The organism is Exiguobacterium sp. EA-TM-5 (assembly GCF_053878415.1).
Map to the genome: position 1 here is coordinate 26531 of NZ_CM132670.1, position 18082 is coordinate 44612.

Below are 18082 nucleotides of genomic sequence, written 5' to 3' on the forward strand. Positions count from 1 at the left end.
GAGACCATGCTATAGTCAAGGAAAATCAAAATAAGAACATACGTTCTTTTTCTATGTAAAGGAGTGATTCAAATGTTTCCTTCCGTCGTTTTACCACAAGATAAACGAATTTTTTGCGTCGACAGTGTCTCTTTTTACGCCAGTTGCGAATGTCAGTATCGTAATCTCCCTCCTTTGACGACACGTCTGGCGGTCGTCTCCGATTTAAAACGAAGCGGGTCTGTCATTCTCGCTGCTACTCCTGCTCTCAAAGCCCTTGGAATCAAAACAGCCGGACGCCTATATGAAATTGAGCAATTGCCGTATGCCGTTCGTCGCACGATTCAACTCGTCGAACCACGTATGCTCGCTTATATGAAGACGTCGATCCGTGTCCTTGATATCCTCCATCAATTTGCTCCACCGGAAGCGATTCGTGTCTACTCTATCGATGAGAACTTCATTGATATGACAGGAACTGATCGCCTTTTCGGTTCTGATTTTCAAGCTGCTCGTCGGATTCAAGAAGCGATTCTGAAACAGACTGGCATTCACGTTCGTATCGGAATCGGACCGAATAATGTCATCGCGAAACTGACCTTGGATCTAATCGGGAAAAAAGCAGGTATCGCTCAGTGTGGTTATGCTGATATCGCGCGACGCTTGCATGATTTTCCGATTCGGAAGATGTGGGGCGTCGGACATCGAATGGAGCAACACCTGCAGATGATGGGCATCGAGACGATTGGTGATCTCGCGATGCGTCCGGTCGAAGAGTTACACAAGCGATTCGGGATCATTGGCGCTGAACTGTGGCACCATGCTTGGGGGCTTGACGCTTCACCGACACTTCTTCCTCCTCGTCACCTGTTTGAGAAAGCTCCTCAACGGACGATTGGACATGGTATGACCTTGATGCAGGACTATTATCAATTCGAACGGATTCGAAACGTCCTCAACGAACTCGTTCAGGATGTTGCTGCACGTTGTCGCTTTTCCAATCAAGTCGGCTGGACCGTCCATATTGGTGTTCGCTATTCCCGAAACGTCGTTCGAAGCGGCTTCTCGCGCCAAGTCCGACTTCCTTATCCGACATCGGATGAACGGATCATTCTTCGACACGTCTTACAGTTGTTCGAACCGAACTGGCTCGATGGGGAACCTGTTCGTTTCCTTTCCGTCTCGCTCGGTCACTTGACTGCTGATCAAGGTACTTTACAGCTCTCACTGTTTGAAGACAATACGCGCAACTGGAAGCGGCGGCGTTTATTAAAAGCAATGGATATCGTCAATCTCCGCTACGGGAAAGGAACGATTCGCCTCGCTGTTTCATTTCTCGATACGAGTGTCGCCAAACGCCGTCTCCGTTTCGTTGGCGGTCATCCAGGAGGTGATCTCCATGACAGCGTATCGTGATCGAGGAAATTTAAAATGGATTCCGTTTCTGATGCCCGAGCACTTACAACTATTACGAGAGTACTATATCCAGATGCACCAACTCGACTTACCTGAAATCGATGAACAGCTGCAAGAATCCTGGCACTTTCTACTTCAAGAAGCTTTAATAGAAGGAAACGAACTCGAAATCACGTATTATAAGGAAAGTAGCTACGTGACGGTCGTCGGTTTTGTGGAACGGCTAGAGCCTGAACGTTCCGTTCTCTTTTTACGCAGTCGTGAAATAGTAGAAATACCTTTTACACGAATCGTCCGAATCGAAAACGGGTAAGCTCTCATACAGATAGTCGTTTCAAATCGTGCCTGGAAAGAAGGAATAGTCATGTTGGATTGGTTTACTTCTCTCCCCGTCGTCGTGCAAGCCTTGCTTGCTGGTATGATGACCTGGGGATTAACCGCACTTGGTGCGGCGCTCGTCTTCGTCTTTACGACGATTGAGAAACGTGTCATGAACATGATGCTCGGTTTTGCAGCTGGTGTCATGATTGCCGCGTCATTCTGGTCTCTGCTCGCTCCAGCCATCGAGTTCACGGAGCAAGACGGTGGAATTGCTTGGATTCCGGCTGCAATCGGATTCCTCGCTGGTGGTTTTTTCGTTCGTTTGCTTGACTTCGTTACACCGCATTTGCACTTATCCGCACCACTCGAAACAGCTGAAGGTCCTTCGACAGGACTCAAGAAAACGACGTTACTGTTTCTTGCAATCACGTTGCATAATATCCCGGAAGGTCTTGCGATCGGAGTCGCTTTTGGTGCCGCTGCCTTAAACATGGACGGAGCGACCGTCGCTGGTGCGTTGACACTCGCACTCGGTATCGGAATTCAAAATATGCCGGAAGGGGCGGCATTATCGATTCCACTACGTGGTGAAGGCATGTCTCGCCGTCGTGCCTTCCATTACGGGCAATTGTCAGCAATCGTTGAACCGATTGCCGCGATGATCGGAGCGGCTGCCGTCTTCTTCGTTCAACCGCTTCTGCCGTATGCGTTATCGTTTGCTGCTGGAGCAATGATTTTTGTCGTCGTCGAAGAATTGATTCCAGAATCACAAGCAGAGAACGGATCTGATTTAGCAACGCTTGGTCTGATGGTCGGTTTTACCGTCATGATGATCCTCGATGTCGCTTTAGGATGAACGAGTTACGAAACGAGTAGTGGACGCAATCGTCTATTGCTCGTTTTTTCTCTTTTTATATTTACGAATCCATTATTGGTTTGAAGTTTTTCTGACCTTGTGTAACAGCAGAAGGATTTTCTTTTCGATCATGCTATCTTAATATCAATGGCGATGACCGAATGTCCTAATACTGTCCTATGAAATGGAGATTGATGCTCAATCTTATTTGAACGAATCCAAGTATCAGGTTTCGTTTGGAGCACATCGTATCCTCTCAGACCTGCGCCCGATATTCCGATTAGTTCTATCTCGTAAGAATAAAACATGATATGTTTTTACATAGCACATCATTATAGAAGGAGATTACCATGCATATCATTGAACTTTTAAAAGCGCTCTTACTCGGTTTCGTCGAGGGTATGACGGAGTTTGCACCGGTTTCTTCAACGGGTCATATGATCATCGTTGATGACATGTGGTTACAAACAACGGACTTTCTCGGTAAATATTCCGCGAATACCTTTAAGATCGTCATCCAGCTCGGATCGATTCTTGCCGTCATCGTCGTTTTCTGGAAACGATTATTCAGCCTAATCGGTTTGTATAAGATTGAAGGAGAACATGATGCGACAGGAACACATAAACTTAAACTACGTCACGTCTTGATTGGTCTTCTGCCTGCCGCTGTTCTTGGATTATTGTTTGAAGACTTCATCGACGAGAATCTTTTTTCAATCGAAACGGTCATCATCGGTCTTGCCGTCGGTGCACTCTTGATGATCGCAGCCGATAAACTCGGACCAAAGGAACCGAAAACGACATCGCTTGATCAGATTACATATCGCCAAGCAGCACTCGTCGGTCTGTTCCAATGTATTTCACTTTGGCCTGGTTTCTCCCGTTCTGGTTCAACGATTTCTGGGGGGGTATTCCTCGGGATGAATCACCGGACGGCAGCGGACTTTACGTTCATCATGGCCGTACCGATCATGTTCGGCGCAAGTTTTCTCTCGCTCGTCAAGAACTGGGACAACATCAATCCGGGTGACTTCGGTTTTTATGCAGTCGGTTTTGTCGCGTCGTTCGTGTTTGCCCTCTTATCGATCCGCTTCTTCCTGAAGCTGATCAACAAAATCAAACTCGTTCCATTCGCAATCTATCGTCTTGTCTTAGCAGCTGTCTTGGCTGTCATCGTCTACATGTAATCATCCAATCGCCAGCTATTTTAGCTGGTGATTTTTAAATTTTTGAAACTAATTCAGTCGCTTAAGGGTATATAGGGATGAGACATACCTAAAGGAGTGAATGCCACATGGCACGCAGAAGTCGGAGTAAATCAAAACTCCCATTAATCATCGGAGTCGTTGTTGTTGCCGTGATTGCCTTTTTAGCAATCGGACAATACAATAGCCTCGTCAACGTAGAAGAAGATGTATCGAATAAATGGTCGCAAGTCGACAATCAAATCAAGCGTCGTGCGGATTTGATTCCGAATCTCGTTGAAACCGTCAAAGGTGTCGCAGGTCAAGAAGAAAAAGTATATGGTAAAGTCGCTGAAGCCCAAGCGGGTCTTGCGCGTGCTGCGTCAACCGAACAACGAATCGAAGCCGATCAGCAAGTCACGTCTTCGCTTCGCGGATTGATTGCCTTACAGACGACGTATCCGGAACTAAAATCAAGTGAACGATTCCAATCGTTGATGGACACACTTGAAGGAACTGAAAATCGTCTCGGAATCGCCCGCAAGGATTACAATGATGCTGTGACACTCTACAACAAAAAACGTCGGAGCTTCCCAACAGCACTCTACGCATCCGCATTCGGATTTGAGAAAAAACCGTATTACGAAATTTCAGACAGCGACCGGGAAAACCCGACAGTCGACTTTAACAGTGATTCGAAATGATTCGGCGGTGGACGCGACTTCTGTTGAGCGCGTTCCTCGTCTTCTTCCTCTTCGTTCCAACAGCTAGTGCCGTTTCAGAACGGACGGGAGCAGCCTTTTTTATTCAAGATGATGCTCGGCTGCTCACACCATCGGAAGAAGCCGAACTCGCGCAACTCGGTCAGGAACTCGAACAATATACGACCGCACAGGTCGTCCTCAAGACGGTTCCCGACTTAAAAGGAAAAGACTTAAGTTCTTACGCCAACGAAACATTCAGACAACAAGGAATCGGTCAAAAAGGAAAAGACAATGGAGTACTTGTCGTCGTCGCTCCAAACGAAAAAGATCGACAGTTTCGCATCGAAGTCGGTTATAAACTCGAAGGAATCTTGACGGATATCACGGCGGGACGTATCCTCGATCAATACGCTGTTCCTTACAAAGAAAACGGTGAATATGGAAAAGCAGCGTCCGAAACGTATAAAGCTGTCGTCAGCGTCATTTCAAAGGATCAATCGCTCGAGTCACAAGATCCACCGAAAAAACAAAATGATGATGGGCTTCCGCTTTGGACGAAGGTACTGATTGGTGCCGCCCTATTGATCTTGTTGTTCCTCGATATGAAGTTCACTGGCGGTATGTTCTTCTTTGCCATTTTGAATATCTTCTCCGCAATCATGCGTGGTGGCGGTGGGAACGGTGGTAGTCGTGGTGGCGGCGGAAGTTCCGGCGGCGGTGGTGCCGAACGGTAGAAAAGGAGTTATTTTTTCATGAGGATCATTTTAGGATATTACATCCTCCTGACCCTCATCGGATTTGGCTCGATGTGGCAGGATAAACGCCGGGCGAGACAACGTGCTTACCGGACACCGGAAGCAACATTATTGATGATTGCTTTTCTCGGCGGTGCGTTCGGTTCTTGGATCGGCATGTACTCTGTTCGGCATAAGACACGTAAAGCGAAGTTCCAATGGCTAGTACCACTTGCAGCAATCTTGCATCTCGCTTTTTGGATTTTTTACACTTCACAATAAAATAAAGTAACCGATAGAGAAGAGAATGTACGGAATCGTGTCCGTCATTTCTTCTCTTTTTCGTATGAGGTCAATGATTATGAAAAAGAGGTTTGATTTCTTTTTTATTCAGGGTAAAGAATTTAACCAATTTAATAAATACATCTTTTTTGATGTACTGAGAGGTGGACATCCCTTTATGTGGCATCCTTGCGCCGAATGTACGACATCAATCCGTTTCGTTGAAGCGGGAGCACTCCATATTCAATCACCAACACCAGAAATCTATTCCTATCAATCATTCGAACAACTCGAGCAGTTATTGACATCGCTTTTACGTGTAGCGGATTATCCTGTGTCTTGTCGCGCCACACAATCGCGTTATGTAACAGCACCTATTTTGGCTTCAGCGCTTCTAGAACAATTAAAGCATCGGTCAGCAATCGATTTCATACAGCATGGTGTCATGACAAGTCACCTGCAACCGATTTATGATATTCAGCAGAATCTTCTCGTTGCGAACGAAGCACTACTACGCGCAGCAGATGACAATACCCCTATCTCACCTGGTGTCCTATTTTCGACAGCATCCAAAATGGGACTACATTCTCGACTTGATCAACGCGCACGTGAAGAAGCGATTCGCGCAACACACCATATCGGGGGTACGTCAAAGACGTTCATCAACTTCCTTCCTTCGACAATCTACAATCCGGAGTATTGCCTGCGTCATACATTTGAGATCGTTGAACGTTATCACGTTGACCCGAGTCGTCTCGTCTTCGAAGTCGTTGAGACGGAGAAAATCGAAGACGTCAATCATTTGAAGCACGTCTTTGAACAATATAAAAAACAAGGTATTCAAGTCGCGCTTGATGATGTCGGTGCTGGCTTCTCAACACTCGATATGTTGTCTTTACTTCAACCGGATTATATTAAGATCGACCGTTCCTTCATCGACCATTGCGATACGAATGCTGATAACGAAGCCTTTTTACGGAAAGCTCGTCATCTGACACGAGAAATGGGAATTCAAATCTTAGCAGAAGGAATCGAACGGCAAGAAGAACTCGATCTTTGCCGCGAACTCGGCTTCGATCTCGGTCAAGGATACTTGCTTGGTCGCCCTGCGCCGTATGCTCGTTTTGCGAAAGCACAATAAAAATACGCACATGTTACCGTCTGATTCGGAACATGTGCGTATTTTTGTGTTAAGAAGTCGCCGAAATCGAAGTTGTTTCGTTACGCATAATCGCGTCGACGAGTTGGTCTGCTGATACTACCGGACGTAGTAGACGGCACAGTTCCTCCGTCGATGTTCGTAAAGCAAGTGCTTCGACGAACTCGAGTGAGACATCAAAATCAGCGAGTGATGTCGGTTGTTGTTGTTGCAGGAGATACTGATGTAGTTCTGTATAATCGGCATCGTTCCCGAGTAGCATCTCTTGAACAAGCAATCCATACCCGACCTTACTGCTGTGTAAGAATGAATGCGTTTCCTGATAAGGAGACAACGCATTATGCACAGCATGTCCGATTGCGCCTCGTGTTGCCGCGTCACCAAAACCACCAATGCTCCCAGCTAACGGAATGACCGTTTCGACGAGATGTTGAATGTCAGCTGGATATTCACGAAAGCGCGTTTCCGACACATCCGTCGATAAGATGAGATCCTTGCAACGTTCAGCCGTTCGCAGTGCCGTCTCGATGATGGGATCTTCTGCCGAAGATCCGCTCAAGGCACGTGCTTCATACCACTTCGCTAATGTATCGACAAGTCCAGCGACAAAGTAATCATACGGACTGGCAGCGAGAATCCGATGATCGAGCAAAAGTGCTTCAATCACGACCGGGAATGTATCAAAACGGATATACTGTCCCCGTTCATCATACATGACACTGAGCGGAGTCCAAGGAGCACAGTTCGAGACGATCGTCGGAATGACAATAATCGGAAGTTGTAATTGAAACGCAACCTGTTTTGCCGTATCGATGACACTCCCTCCTCCAAGAGCGAGAATCACATCGTATGGTGCACATGACTGTTTGAAAGCTTCCACCTGTTGATCTGTACAATGTCCTTCAAATAAAAAGTGAGGGACATCAGGTAAAGCAAACGCTGCTGCTTCATAGGCTTGACGTCCATGAATCAGAACTGCTAATCGGTTACCTATGATCTGTTCCAGTTGGTCGAGTGCATTTTCTTCATGTATGTATTGTAAAACGGCTTGTCGAATCACGGAATCGCCTCCCAATATTTGTTATCGCTCAGTATACGCAAAAGAAGTTGATTCGGCAATCATTCGATTTTTGAAGGAGGAGCGCGTACACTAGAAAAGAGAATCATTCACTAAAAAAGGAGTCGATGAATCGATGCAACAGATCACGTTAAATAACGGTATCAGCATGCCCCAACTCGGATATGGTGTCTTTAAAGTACCAGAAGCAGAAGTATACGAAGCTGTCAGTGAAGCACTCCGTGCCGGATATCGTTCGATCGATACGGCAATGATTTACGAAAACGAAGAAGGTGTCGGTCGTGCTCTGCGTGACTCCGGCATTCCCCGTGAAGAAATTTTCCTGACGACAAAGGTCTGGAATTCCGATCAGGGCTACGACGAAACACTTGCCGCTTTTGAAACGAGTCTACAAAAGCTTGGCGTCGATTACGTCGATTTGTATCTGATTCATTGGCCGATGCCAAAAGAAGATCGTTATGTCGATACATGGCGGGCGCTTGAGCATCTCTATGCAGAAGGAAAGACACGTGCCATCGGTGTCTCAAATTTCCACATTCCTCACCTAGAACGAATTTTAGCCGAAGGATCAATCGTTCCTGCTGTCAATCAGATCGAACTCCACCCGTTTCTTAGTCAAGAAACAATCCGAGACTTTTGCCGTGAGCATGGCATCGTCGTTGAAGCATGGAGTCCGTTGATGAAAGGACGCGACGCGTTGACGCACCCGGTCATTGTTGATATCGCCAATCGTCATCAGAAAACTTCAGCTCAAGTCGTTCTCCGTTGGCACTTGCAACACGACATCGTTGCGATTCCGAAATCTGTCACGCCAAGCCGCATTCGTGAAAACCTAGATGTGTTTGATTTCACCTTGTCAGACACGGATATGCAAGCTATCGATCAATTGAACGCTAACGTGCGAACAGGATCGAATCCGGATGAAAAATGATCATAGGATGACTGTTCTCGGTTAATATTCCATACCAAAAAGAAGATACTTTTCGGATTTGATCCGAAAAGTATCTTCTTTTTTCAATGGATCGGTATGCCTTTAGCCCATCCATTTTATTAATTATCGATCTAGATTGTTGCCGTGATCTTGCTTAGCAATATCATCCGATTGATGTTTCGATTGGCGGTGCTCTTCACCATCCTGCGTTGCATCATGGCCCTTTTCCTCGCGCTCTGTTTCTGGGCGTCGGAAATCATCATCCCGACGCATCGCGATATCCGGTTCACGGTTACCATCGAGCTTTTTCGAATGATCGATGGCCTGCTCATCTTGCGGCATTTTATCGGTACCGGCACGATGTAGATCAATCTCTGCATGCTCTTCTTTTGAATCCTTATCGACATCAAGTGGATTGCCTGAGCCGAGCTGTGCGTTTGAATTCGTATCCGATGACGTATGCGTCTCTTCGCCACTACCATAACGCACCTTAACGTCAGGATGTGTATTGTCTGTATTTAAATGTGGATCGAATTGGATGTCTTGGACTTCAAGTAAAAGCACGAAGCCCCCACCTTCAACTTCCGTTTTCCGTTGCTCGATTTCATTGTCTGGTAAATCAAGTGATCCGAATAAATCATCAACCTCTTGGTCGCGTCCTTTATTTCCACGGATTCGATCAATCCAAGAGGGTTTCGTCGTCGCGATTTCTGCATCCATCTGGCTACGGACGAGTGCGATGTTTGATTTTTCCTTAACGATGACGTAGAAGTCTTCCTCTCGGTGTCCTTGAATGTGTAGTTCGTCCATTTTCGAGATCAGTTCTTCTTCTGAATAGAATGTTCCGACATATTGTTTCGTTTTCATGGATGTTCTCCCCTTATCGACACGATTTGTCATGCGTCACTTCTATAAGGAGTATTTCCTCTTTTGCGTTAAAATATGCCAAAAAACATGCGTTCCGTTAAAACGTCATCTGTTTGACATGAAACGATCATTCCCCAACGAGTTTCAACCCGATTGTCGCACTTAAAACGAGACCGATACAGACGAGCCGTTTCCAGTCTTTTGATTCGTTATAGAGCACCATGCTCAGAATCGCACCACCGGCTGCTCCAATTCCTGTCCATACCGCATACGCCGTTCCCATCGGTAAGTCATTCATCGCCAGCGTCAAAAATAAAAAACTAAGACCGAATCCTGTTCCCATCAACAGTAGATTCTTTGCATTCTTATTCTGATTGAACGTATTGATCAACACGACGCCAAACATTTCAAAGATCCCGGCAATGATTAAATAAATCCAGCTCATGCTGATTTCTCCTCTCCACTGACTAACTTTAGTCCGATGACGCCGACGAGCAAGACGGCAATCAATGCTAACTTTGTTATGGAAGCTGCTTGACCGAACAAGACGATGTCCGTCACGACCGTTCCTGCTGTTCCTAGACCAACAAAGACGGCATAGACCGTTCCGACTGGTAAATGATTACTCGCTTTAATCAGGACTGTAAAACTGACGATGATACAGATGATTGTCGCTCCCCACTCGAGTGGTGTTGCTGCATGTTTTAAGCCGATGACCCAGCCGACTTCAAAACAAGCCGCGACGATAATTCCAATCCAATACTTTGCCATAGTAATTGCCTCCTGATAGATAAATTCAAATGAAAAAGCCCGGGAGCAAGCGAAACGATTCGCTTTACTCCCGGGCTTTTATCCCTCCGTTGCATGGACAAATGCCCATGTTCCTCCCTCGGTCCAGCCGTACGGAACCCTAGAGGATACTTCCTATTCCATTCGATACACCCACCCTAGCACGCCCTTTTTCTCGTGTCAAACAGGAATTCGTTCCCGATTTGTCTAATAGTATCAAAGTGACTTCATCTGAAAGAGGAGGATGCTGCATGCGTTATAAAATCAATGATCAACTTCGAATTCGTCGTTTTACACCAGAAGATGTAGAAGCCGTTCACGCCTATGCATCACAACCCATCGTCAGTCAGTTCCAGTCATGGGGACCGAATTCCGAAACCGATACGAAACAATTCTTACATGATGCGCTTGAAAGTGAACTCGAGACACCAAGACGCCGGTACGTTTTTGCCGTGACGTTCCCAAGTGACGTCGTCATCGGTGCTGGTGAACTCGTCATCACAGACGTTGAAAATAAAATTGCTGAAATCGGATACGTCCTCTCACCAGATGAATGGGGGAATGGATACGCGACTTCAATTGCCTCCTTCCTGCTCCAATTCGGTTTTGAAAAATTAGAATTACACCGGATCACAGCAACGTGTGACCCACGCAACGTCGCTTCCGAACGCGTGTTGCAAAAAGTCGGCATGACGAAGGAAGGGCAGCTTCGCGAAACGGTCTACCTCGAAGACCATTGGCGGGATTCCTTGATTTACGGCATGCTCGATTGGGAATGGCAAGTCGATCACGAAGAAGATAACTAATACATGACTTCAAACGATGTGCCGAGGCACATCGTTTTTTTATGACTAATCCTAATCCTCCCATTTTTTTGATTTTTATCAATTTTTAAACAAGCGCATGCTACACTATTCATAATGACAATTTTTAAGAATTGGAGTGAACCTCTTGATGAAAAAATGGACTGCTCATGTTGCAGGACTTGCAGCGACGTTGATGTTGAGCTCGGTTTTACCTGCACCCGCTCTCGCCGAATCACCTCCTGCTCAGATGACAGCAGAAACGCAAACGGTCACAGAGACAATTGGAACAGCTTATTTGCAACAGGATACAGCGCTATTACAAGCTGCCGACTCTACAGCAATCATTCAACAGTTACCAGCAGGCACTACGGTTGAAACATTGGGAACGGATGGTGACTTTACACGCATCAGCTGGCAAAACGGAACAGCCTACATCGTTACCTCTGCTTTGGCAAAAGAAGCACCTGTCTTTCAAAAACAAGAGACTTTCGTATCAAACAGTCTACTCTCTCTTGTCGCTTCTCCTATGGACTCTACAGTCGTTTCGACATTTCCCGCCTATCAACGGGTTGATACATACGGCACATTCGAACAGTTTACTCGCCTGAAATGGAATGATCGCTATGTTTATGTCCCGACGAATCAATTGGAAACACTCCCAAAAGCGACTGGCACATCTTATGCAAAACGCGCAACAACTCTTTTTATGGAACCAAGTACTACAAGTAAAAATACACCTATCACTCTAAATCAAGCCTTCAAGACATACGGCTCAACAGGTAACTTTACACGCGTCGAGACAACAACTGGTTATGCTTTTATTCTAACTGCTGACTTAATAGACATAATTCATCCTGAAAGTGGACTGCGTTACGTTCAGCAACAGACAACAGCCTATTCGACAGCAACGACAAAAGGAAGAGTTGTGCAATCACTTTCTATCAACACCTCTCTTCAAACCTATGGAACAGAAGGTATGTTTACTCGAATTAAAATAAAAGACGATTATGCCTACGTGTTAACAGCACATCTCGGAACGTTAAAATATTATTCACAAACCGCTCGTCTCTATGTTCAACGTCTGACACCGATCTATAGTGCACCGAATGCTTCCGGCTCCATCATCGATCAACAAAAAACAAATACCTTATTAACAATCTATGGTAAAAGTGGCGTATACAGTCGAATTATTTTCCGCGGAGTCCATGCCTACGTTAAAACAGCTGATCTCGGTAGTGGAAAAGTCTATGCATCAACCGGGACACGATACGCGAAACGCAACTTGTCCGTCTATACTTCTGCTTCGACGAAGAGCAAAATTATGTATTCTGTTAAACGGGCTGATAAACTAACGATTTACGGAACGAGTGGCAGTTATACGCGACTAAAAAAAGGCTCGATCTACGGTTACGTCAAGACGAGTGATCTCGTCACGAAAAAACCAGATCTGTATGACGTCACCGGTCAACGTTACGTGACAGAGGACGACGTCGTCATTCGGTCACAGGCAAAACTGTCGGGTAAAAAAATCGGCACGTTGAAAAAAGGAAAATCGATCACCATCTATGGAAAAAGCGGTTATTTTACACGTGTCAAATATAACAATATCTTTGGTTTCGTCGATTCGAGTCGGATTGGACTAAATAAACCAAAAGCAAAAGCGAAAAAAGGGACGACGTTTTATGTGCATTTGGACCAGACTCCCCTCTTCTCCGCTGACGTCGCTTACAGTCGTCCCGCTGCCTACTTAAAAAAAGGAACAAAGCTGATTGGTCTGAAATCAATTGATGATGATTTTTGGCAGGTCCGTTTAGCAAGTGGACAAACCGGCTATGTCCTCAACCCTTATATCAGTACGAGTAAACCCGATATGCGTTTGACACAAAAATCAGTCAACCGAACAAAAATCTATACCGTCAAACAGACGACTTCCTTCTTTACGAGTCCGACAAGTCCAAAAGGCAGCGGACTCGTTGAACAAGGCAAACGCGTTTATCCGCGTCACCGAGTCGGAAACTTCTACGTCATTCAGTCAGGCTGGACACCTGTTTATCTTCCGGTATCCGCTGTGACGATTACGTCCGATAAACGAGTCGTCAAAAAGAATAATACACGTGGTGAAAAATTGATCCAAGCAGCTGTCCAGCATATCGGCACACCATACACATGGGGTTCACAAGATGCCGTGAACGGTGGTTTTGACTGTTCCGGTTTGATTCACTACGCGACAAACAAGGCTGGAAAATATGGTGGTCGGACGAATGTTCGCGGCTACTGGTACGGTGCGTTCTTCACTAACCGCCGGACGAGCATCTCAAGTGGTAAACGCTCAGATATCGTCTTCTTCCAAAACACCTATACAGACGGTCCTTCGCATATCGGAATCATGCTCGATAGCGAACATTTCATCCATGCAGGTGGTTCGCAGCTTCAAATCAACTCGATTTATGAACCACGTTGGCAGGAGCACTTCCTCGGCTTTAAATCAATGTAAGACAAAAAGAGACGAATCCGTCGATTTCGACGGGTTCGTCTCTTCTTATCGCAAAACGTCAGAATGTCATCTCGACGTATTTCGTCACTTGTCGATCCATCAAGTATAATTCAATCTGTTCACGGTATGCTTTATAGTGGTCGGATGCGATATGCGCTTCGAGCGCCTCTTCGTCACGATACACTTCATACAACATGAACTGATGCTCATCCTCGATTGATTGATGCAAGGAATAGCGCAAGCACCCTTCTTCTTTTTGTGCGGCATGATAAACCGTTTCTAGAATCGGGAAGACTTGATCCGCGAGACCTGCTTTGATCGTAAGTACAGCGTTAACGACGATTTCTCCCATGTTTTATGATCCCCTTTCGTGATTACCTGTATCTGTACCCCTTTTCACGAAAAGACACACGTCAAAGGAGCTTGAAGATGCAAACTCAACTTTTTGAAGCACTTGAACAATTCGAACCAACAATGATCGCGTTACGCCGTGATTTCCACCGGCATCCGGAACTTTCTTTTCAGGAAGTCCGCACACCAGAGCGGATTGCCGCCTTTTACGCAGAATGTGGCATTCCTCATCAAACAGCCGTCGGAGGTCGTGGGGTCGTCGCGACGATCGAAGGCAAACAACCTGGTCCGACGATTGCTATCCGCGCCGATTTTGACGCCTTACCCCTTCAAGAAGAGACGACACTCGCTTTCCGGTCAATTCATCCTGGTGTCATGCATGCTTGTGGACACGATGGTCATACAGCAATGGTGATGGCTCTTGCTGCTACCCTTTATCCGTTACGTGCTCAATTGCAAGGAACGATTCGAATCATCCACCAGCATGGTGAAGAGGTCTTCCCTGGTGGCGCAATCCAAATGATTGAAGCTGGCGTCCTCGAAGGGGTCGATGCGATTTTTGCGACACATCTTGAAAATGATTTACCCGTTGGCACGATTGGTTTTCGGGAAGGACATACACTATGTGCCATCGACGAATTCGAAATCATCGTCCACGGTCAAGGTGGGCATGCCCAAGCACCGCACAAAACAAAAGATGCGCTCGTCGCCGGTGCGCAGCTTGTTTGTAACTTACAACACCTCGTCAGCCGACGGGTCGATCCGTTTGAGCCTGCTGTTCTCGCAATTGGTTCTTTCCATGCAGGAACGGCTCCAAATATCGTCACGGGTGAGGCACGCATCGTCGGCGAAATCCGCACGTTCAACGAGACACTGCGGCATCAGCTTCGACAAGAAGTCGATCTTGTCGCTAAAACGACGTGTGCTGGCATCGGTGCTTCGTATTCGATTGACTTCACGACGGGTTACCCGGCGCTTTGGAATCACCCGGACGAGACAAAACTCGTCCAAGAGGCCGCTTCTTTCTTACCGGAAGCATCTGTTCGAGCACTCACACCGATGATGGCGGCAGACGACTTCGCACATTATCTAACGCATGTCCCGGGAAGTTACTTCTTTACCGGCTCCGGATATACGGACGGTCGCGTCAATTATCCACAACATCATCCGCAGTACGAGATTAACGAACAGGCGTTACTGATTGGTGCAAAAACACTCGGAGCGACCGTTTTACGTGCCTTGAATCCTAAGGATTGACTTTATTTCTTATGAAATGGTATCATCACAACAATGATAACGAATGACATCAACTTCATATACCCTTATCAAGAGTGGACCGAGAGATCTGGATCGATGACGTCCCAGCAACCTGCGCATAGCAAGGTGCTACGACCAGCAAAGCGAAAGCTTTGGTTGATAAAAAGCGGCGACTCCTTTTGCAACCAAGCGAAGGAGTCGTTTTCGTTTTCTCGCTGTCAGACATACAATGGGGATTTCCCACGGAGAGGAAGAGACAGATGGAAAAAGCAACATTTGCAGGTGGATGTTTTTGGTGCATGGTGACACCATTTGAAGAATTACCAGGAATCGAGGGAATCGTATCAGGTTACATGGGCGGACACGTCGATAACCCGACATACGAGCAAGTAAAAACAGGAACGACAGGACATCTTGAAGTCGTTCAAATCACGTTTGATCCGAGCCTGTTCCCGTACGAGCGTTTACTTGAACTCTACTGGCCACAAACGGATCCGACGGATGCAGAAGGTCAATTCCAAGATCGCGGCACGCAGTACGCGCCAGCAATCTTCTATCATACGGATGCGCAGCATGAAGCAGCAATCGCTTCTCGTGACGCTCTTGCCGCAAGTAATCGTTTTAAACAACCAATCGTAACGCGGATCGATGCCGCTTCTGAATTTTATCCAGCGGAAGAGTACCACCAAGACTTCCATAAGAAAAATCCAGAACACTACAAAAAAGATCGTGCTGCCTCTGGTCGTGATGCCTTCATTGAACAGGAATGGAAAGATACGACGACGGTTTAATCGTCTCGAACCGAAGAAACAGCTGAAACTGACTTCAAACATTTCGCTTGTTCTCACACCTACTTTTATAGGATGGGAATCAGCGAGTATGTCAATGGAGTCAGTTTTTGTGTTCAGAGAAACCTTTACATAAATTTGTAATCGTTTACAAAAAGGGCATTTTGTTTTACGGTTAATAAAAGTTAACCGGTTAAAAAGGAGATGATTGGATGGAACAAAAAGCGATTCATATATTAGAAAGCTATGAACAGTTAAAGGTGATCAGCGATCCGTTACGAACAAAAATCCTCATGTTTCTCGTCGAACAGCCACATACGGTACACCAGTTAGCTCATTTACTGACATTATCACGCGCAAAAGTGCTCTATCACGTGCGGGAACTTGAAAAGCATGATTTGATTCGCCTCGTTCGAACAGAAGAACAAGGTGGCAATCTATTGAAATACTATCAAGCGATCGCTCGAGGATACATTCCTGCTGATCATCTTCTGAACTTCGTCGAGACGAAAGAGGCAACCCGACAATCGTATCTTGAGGTACTGGACCGGGCAAAAACACGCGTCCTCACCGCTCCGACAACTGCTTTTTCTCCCGTGTCTTCAAACGTCGAAGACTGGATGAGCTTATCGCTCCAAAAAGAACTTACGATGTCTGAAGCCGACTTTCAACGCTTTGCTACAAAGTATCGTGCTTTATTAGAAGCGTTTACACAATCTCCACCTGACGAAAAAGATCGAAAACACTTTTACATCATGACGACCGCCTTTGCGATTGATAAACCACTGTTTGAGAACGACGACGTCTAATCTGGAGGTATATGATGCTACATGTTGAAATGAATACGGAACAATCCCTATTTAAAAATCGCGCCTTTTTGTTTTTATGGGGATCCGGCATGTGCTCCGCCTTTTCCCTCTCAACCTATCTGTTTGTTGAACAATGGTATGTCATCCATACGTTAAACCAGGCATCCTTTCTCGGACTCGTCCTAATGGCTACCTTGTTACCTCGTATTTTTTTGATGTTGTTCGGTGGCGTTTTATCTGATCGCTATAAACGTTCGACGATCATGCGCATCTCAAGTAGTCTGCGGATCAGTTTTATTCTTTGTCTTCTCATGTTACTTCATACCGATCAGCTTACATTGCTAACAATCTTAGGATTCGCCTTTTTATTCGGCAGTGTAGATGCATTTTATTCACCCGCGAATGCTTCTTTACTGCCTACACTTGTTCCAAACGAACAACTTACTAAAGCTAACTCCTTGATTCAAACATCAAATCAAATCGCGCTCTTTTCAGGTCCAATTCTTGGCGGAGTCATTCTCAGCTATTCTTCTTACTCACATGTCTTTCTCGTGATTTTCGGGACGCTCTGTCTGACGCTCCTCTTCACGTATGGGATTCGTGAGGCTAAGACTAAGCGAGCACTCCAGCATTCCGCTCTATCTGAACTAAAAGAAGGGCTTCATTACGTTCTATACTTTCAGCAACTCAAGCAGACACTTTTTCTCGTCATCTGCGTCAATTTCTTTTTCTTCGGACCGCTCTTACTCGGAATTCCTCTACTCGTTCATGATGTGCTACAAGGAGACGCGATGGATTTAAGTTATATGCAAGGGGCTTATCAAATGGGAATGCTCGGAGGAGCGGTCTGGAGTGGTTTTGCGCAGACGAAAGTAAATGGGCTTACCTCATCGGTTCGATTGATTGGCGCCTTAGGTCTATTCCTCTGCTTAATTAGTCAAGTTCAACAGATGTGGTTGTACTTAATCATCCTTTTATCACTCGGTGTCCTATCTTCGATCATCAATATTCGAATCATTACATTTATCCAGTCTCAGTGCGCAGAACAGACGATGGGACGTGTCATGAGTGTCGTCAACGCATCGTCCAACGGTCTCGTTCCATTATCTTATGCCCTCCTCTCGTTTCTACTGTCGTTTCACGTTTCGATCACGACGATTATGTTGTACTGTGGTCTTCTTATCCTTGTCCTCTCGCTCTATTTCAGAAAACGCATGATCCAAATGGAAGATTAGTCCAAAAAAGACAGTGTATTGGAACTCCACTGTCTCCGTTCT

At 45.9% G+C, this 18082-nt stretch carries 20 protein-coding genes and 1 riboswitch; of the genes, 15 read left to right on the plus strand and 5 right to left on the minus strand.

Annotated elements, in window-relative coordinates:
• Positions 1-72 precede the first annotated feature (72 nt).
• The 8 genes from ACV3PA_RS00115 to ACV3PA_RS00150 all read left to right on the plus strand — a co-directional run bounded on the left by ACV3PA_RS00115 (position 73) and on the right by ACV3PA_RS00150 (position 6617).
• Positions 73-1395: a Y-family DNA polymerase gene (locus ACV3PA_RS00115; RefSeq protein ID WP_456125274.1), complete on the plus strand. Its 1323-nt coding sequence runs from the start codon at positions 73-75 to the stop codon at positions 1393-1395.
• A complete protein-coding gene (locus ACV3PA_RS00120; protein ID WP_053452580.1) occupies positions 1379-1708 on the plus strand; it encodes a YolD-like family protein in 330 nt (109 codons plus the stop codon). Before ACV3PA_RS00115 ends, ACV3PA_RS00120 begins: the two co-directional genes overlap by 17 nt.
• A 51-nt stretch (positions 1709-1759) precedes the next feature.
• A complete protein-coding gene (locus tag ACV3PA_RS00125) occupies positions 1760-2572 on the plus strand; it encodes a ZIP family metal transporter (RefSeq protein ID WP_053452579.1) in 813 nt (270 codons plus the stop codon).
• A 350-nt stretch (positions 2573-2922) separates the two neighbouring features.
• Positions 2923-3759 carry an undecaprenyl-diphosphate phosphatase gene (locus ACV3PA_RS00130; RefSeq protein ID WP_456125275.1) on the plus strand — a complete coding sequence of 279 codons (837 nt, stop codon included), beginning with the start codon at positions 2923-2925 and terminating at the stop codon, positions 3757-3759.
• Positions 3760-3866: 107 nt separating this feature from the next.
• On the plus strand, positions 3867-4460 hold the full coding sequence (locus ACV3PA_RS00135) for a LemA family protein (RefSeq protein WP_456125276.1): 594 nt from the start codon (positions 3867-3869) through the stop codon (positions 4458-4460).
• On the plus strand, positions 4457-5194 hold the full coding sequence (locus tag ACV3PA_RS00140; protein ID WP_456125277.1) for a TPM domain-containing protein: 738 nt from the start codon (positions 4457-4459) through the stop codon (positions 5192-5194). Before ACV3PA_RS00135 ends, ACV3PA_RS00140 begins: the two co-directional genes overlap by 4 nt.
• A gap of 18 nt (positions 5195-5212) precedes the next feature.
• On the plus strand, positions 5213-5476 hold the full coding sequence (locus ACV3PA_RS00145; RefSeq protein ID WP_456125278.1) for a DUF1294 domain-containing protein: 264 nt from the start codon (positions 5213-5215) through the stop codon (positions 5474-5476).
• Positions 5477-5654: 178 nt separating this feature from the next.
• On the plus strand, positions 5655-6617 hold the full coding sequence (locus tag ACV3PA_RS00150) for an EAL domain-containing protein (RefSeq protein ID WP_456125279.1): 963 nt from the start codon (positions 5655-5657) through the stop codon (positions 6615-6617).
• Between the two features lie 49 nt (positions 6618-6666).
• Here ACV3PA_RS00150 and ACV3PA_RS00155 read toward each other — a convergent pair whose 3' ends face one another.
• Positions 6667-7695, minus strand: a complete 1029-nt coding sequence (locus ACV3PA_RS00155) for an iron-containing alcohol dehydrogenase family protein (RefSeq protein WP_456125280.1) — start codon at positions 7693-7695, stop codon at positions 6667-6669.
• A 133-nt stretch (positions 7696-7828) separates the two neighbouring features.
• Between ACV3PA_RS00155 and ACV3PA_RS00160 the strand changes: the two genes are divergently transcribed.
• Positions 7829-8644, plus strand: a complete 816-nt coding sequence (locus ACV3PA_RS00160; protein WP_456125281.1) for an aldo/keto reductase — start codon at positions 7829-7831, stop codon at positions 8642-8644.
• A gap of 123 nt (positions 8645-8767) precedes the next feature.
• On the opposite strand, the gene ACV3PA_RS00165 is transcribed toward ACV3PA_RS00160, so the two are convergent.
• The 3 genes from ACV3PA_RS00165 to ACV3PA_RS00175 form a co-directional block, all read right to left on the minus strand.
• Complete coding sequence (locus tag ACV3PA_RS00165; protein ID WP_456125282.1) at positions 8768-9511, minus strand: general stress protein; 744 nt, start codon at positions 9509-9511, stop codon at positions 8768-8770.
• Positions 9512-9638: 127 nt separating this feature from the next.
• On the minus strand, positions 9639-9956 hold the full coding sequence (locus ACV3PA_RS00170) for a DMT family transporter (protein WP_456125283.1): 318 nt from the start codon (positions 9954-9956) through the stop codon (positions 9639-9641).
• Entirely contained in the window at positions 9953-10282 is a 330-nt protein-coding gene (locus ACV3PA_RS00175; protein WP_456125284.1) for a DMT family transporter, read from the minus strand. Before ACV3PA_RS00175 ends, ACV3PA_RS00170 begins: the two co-directional genes overlap by 4 nt.
• 269 nt (positions 10283-10551) lie before the next feature.
• On the opposite strand from ACV3PA_RS00175, the gene ACV3PA_RS00180 reads away from it, so the two are divergent.
• Both ACV3PA_RS00180 and ACV3PA_RS00185 read left to right on the plus strand, forming a co-directional pair.
• Positions 10552-11106: a GNAT family N-acetyltransferase gene (locus ACV3PA_RS00180; protein ID WP_029340707.1), complete on the plus strand. Its 555-nt coding sequence runs from the start codon at positions 10552-10554 to the stop codon at positions 11104-11106.
• 148 nt (positions 11107-11254) lie between these two features.
• Positions 11255-13600: an SH3 domain-containing protein gene (locus tag ACV3PA_RS00185; RefSeq protein WP_456125285.1), complete on the plus strand. Its 2346-nt coding sequence runs from the start codon at positions 11255-11257 to the stop codon at positions 13598-13600.
• Positions 13601-13658: 58 nt separating this feature from the next.
• On the opposite strand, the gene ACV3PA_RS00190 is transcribed toward ACV3PA_RS00185, so the two are convergent.
• Entirely contained in the window at positions 13659-13952 is a 294-nt protein-coding gene (locus ACV3PA_RS00190; protein ID WP_055970186.1) for a putative quinol monooxygenase, read from the minus strand.
• Between the two features lie 77 nt (positions 13953-14029).
• Here ACV3PA_RS00190 and ACV3PA_RS00195 point away from each other — a divergent pair, with 77 nt between their 5' ends.
• The 4 genes from ACV3PA_RS00195 to ACV3PA_RS00210 all read left to right on the plus strand — a co-directional run bounded on the left by ACV3PA_RS00195 (position 14030) and on the right by ACV3PA_RS00210 (position 18040).
• Positions 14030-15208: a M20 metallopeptidase family protein gene (locus tag ACV3PA_RS00195; RefSeq protein WP_456125286.1), complete on the plus strand. Its 1179-nt coding sequence runs from the start codon at positions 14030-14032 to the stop codon at positions 15206-15208.
• A 62-nt stretch (positions 15209-15270) separates the two neighbouring features.
• Positions 15271-15374: riboswitch (SAM riboswitch) on the plus strand.
• A 94-nt stretch (positions 15375-15468) separates the two neighbouring features.
• The gene (msrA, locus tag ACV3PA_RS00200; protein WP_023467010.1) at positions 15469-15999 is read left to right on the plus strand and encodes a peptide-methionine (S)-S-oxide reductase MsrA; all 531 of its coding nucleotides are present in this window, start codon (positions 15469-15471) and stop codon (positions 15997-15999) included.
• 209 nt (positions 16000-16208) lie between these two features.
• Entirely contained in the window at positions 16209-16805 is a 597-nt protein-coding gene (locus ACV3PA_RS00205) for an ArsR family transcriptional regulator (protein WP_456125287.1), read from the plus strand.
• A gap of 29 nt (positions 16806-16834) precedes the next feature.
• Entirely contained in the window at positions 16835-18040 is a 1206-nt protein-coding gene (locus ACV3PA_RS00210; RefSeq protein WP_456125939.1) for an MFS transporter, read from the plus strand.
• The last annotated feature ends 42 nt before the right edge of the window (positions 18041-18082 follow it).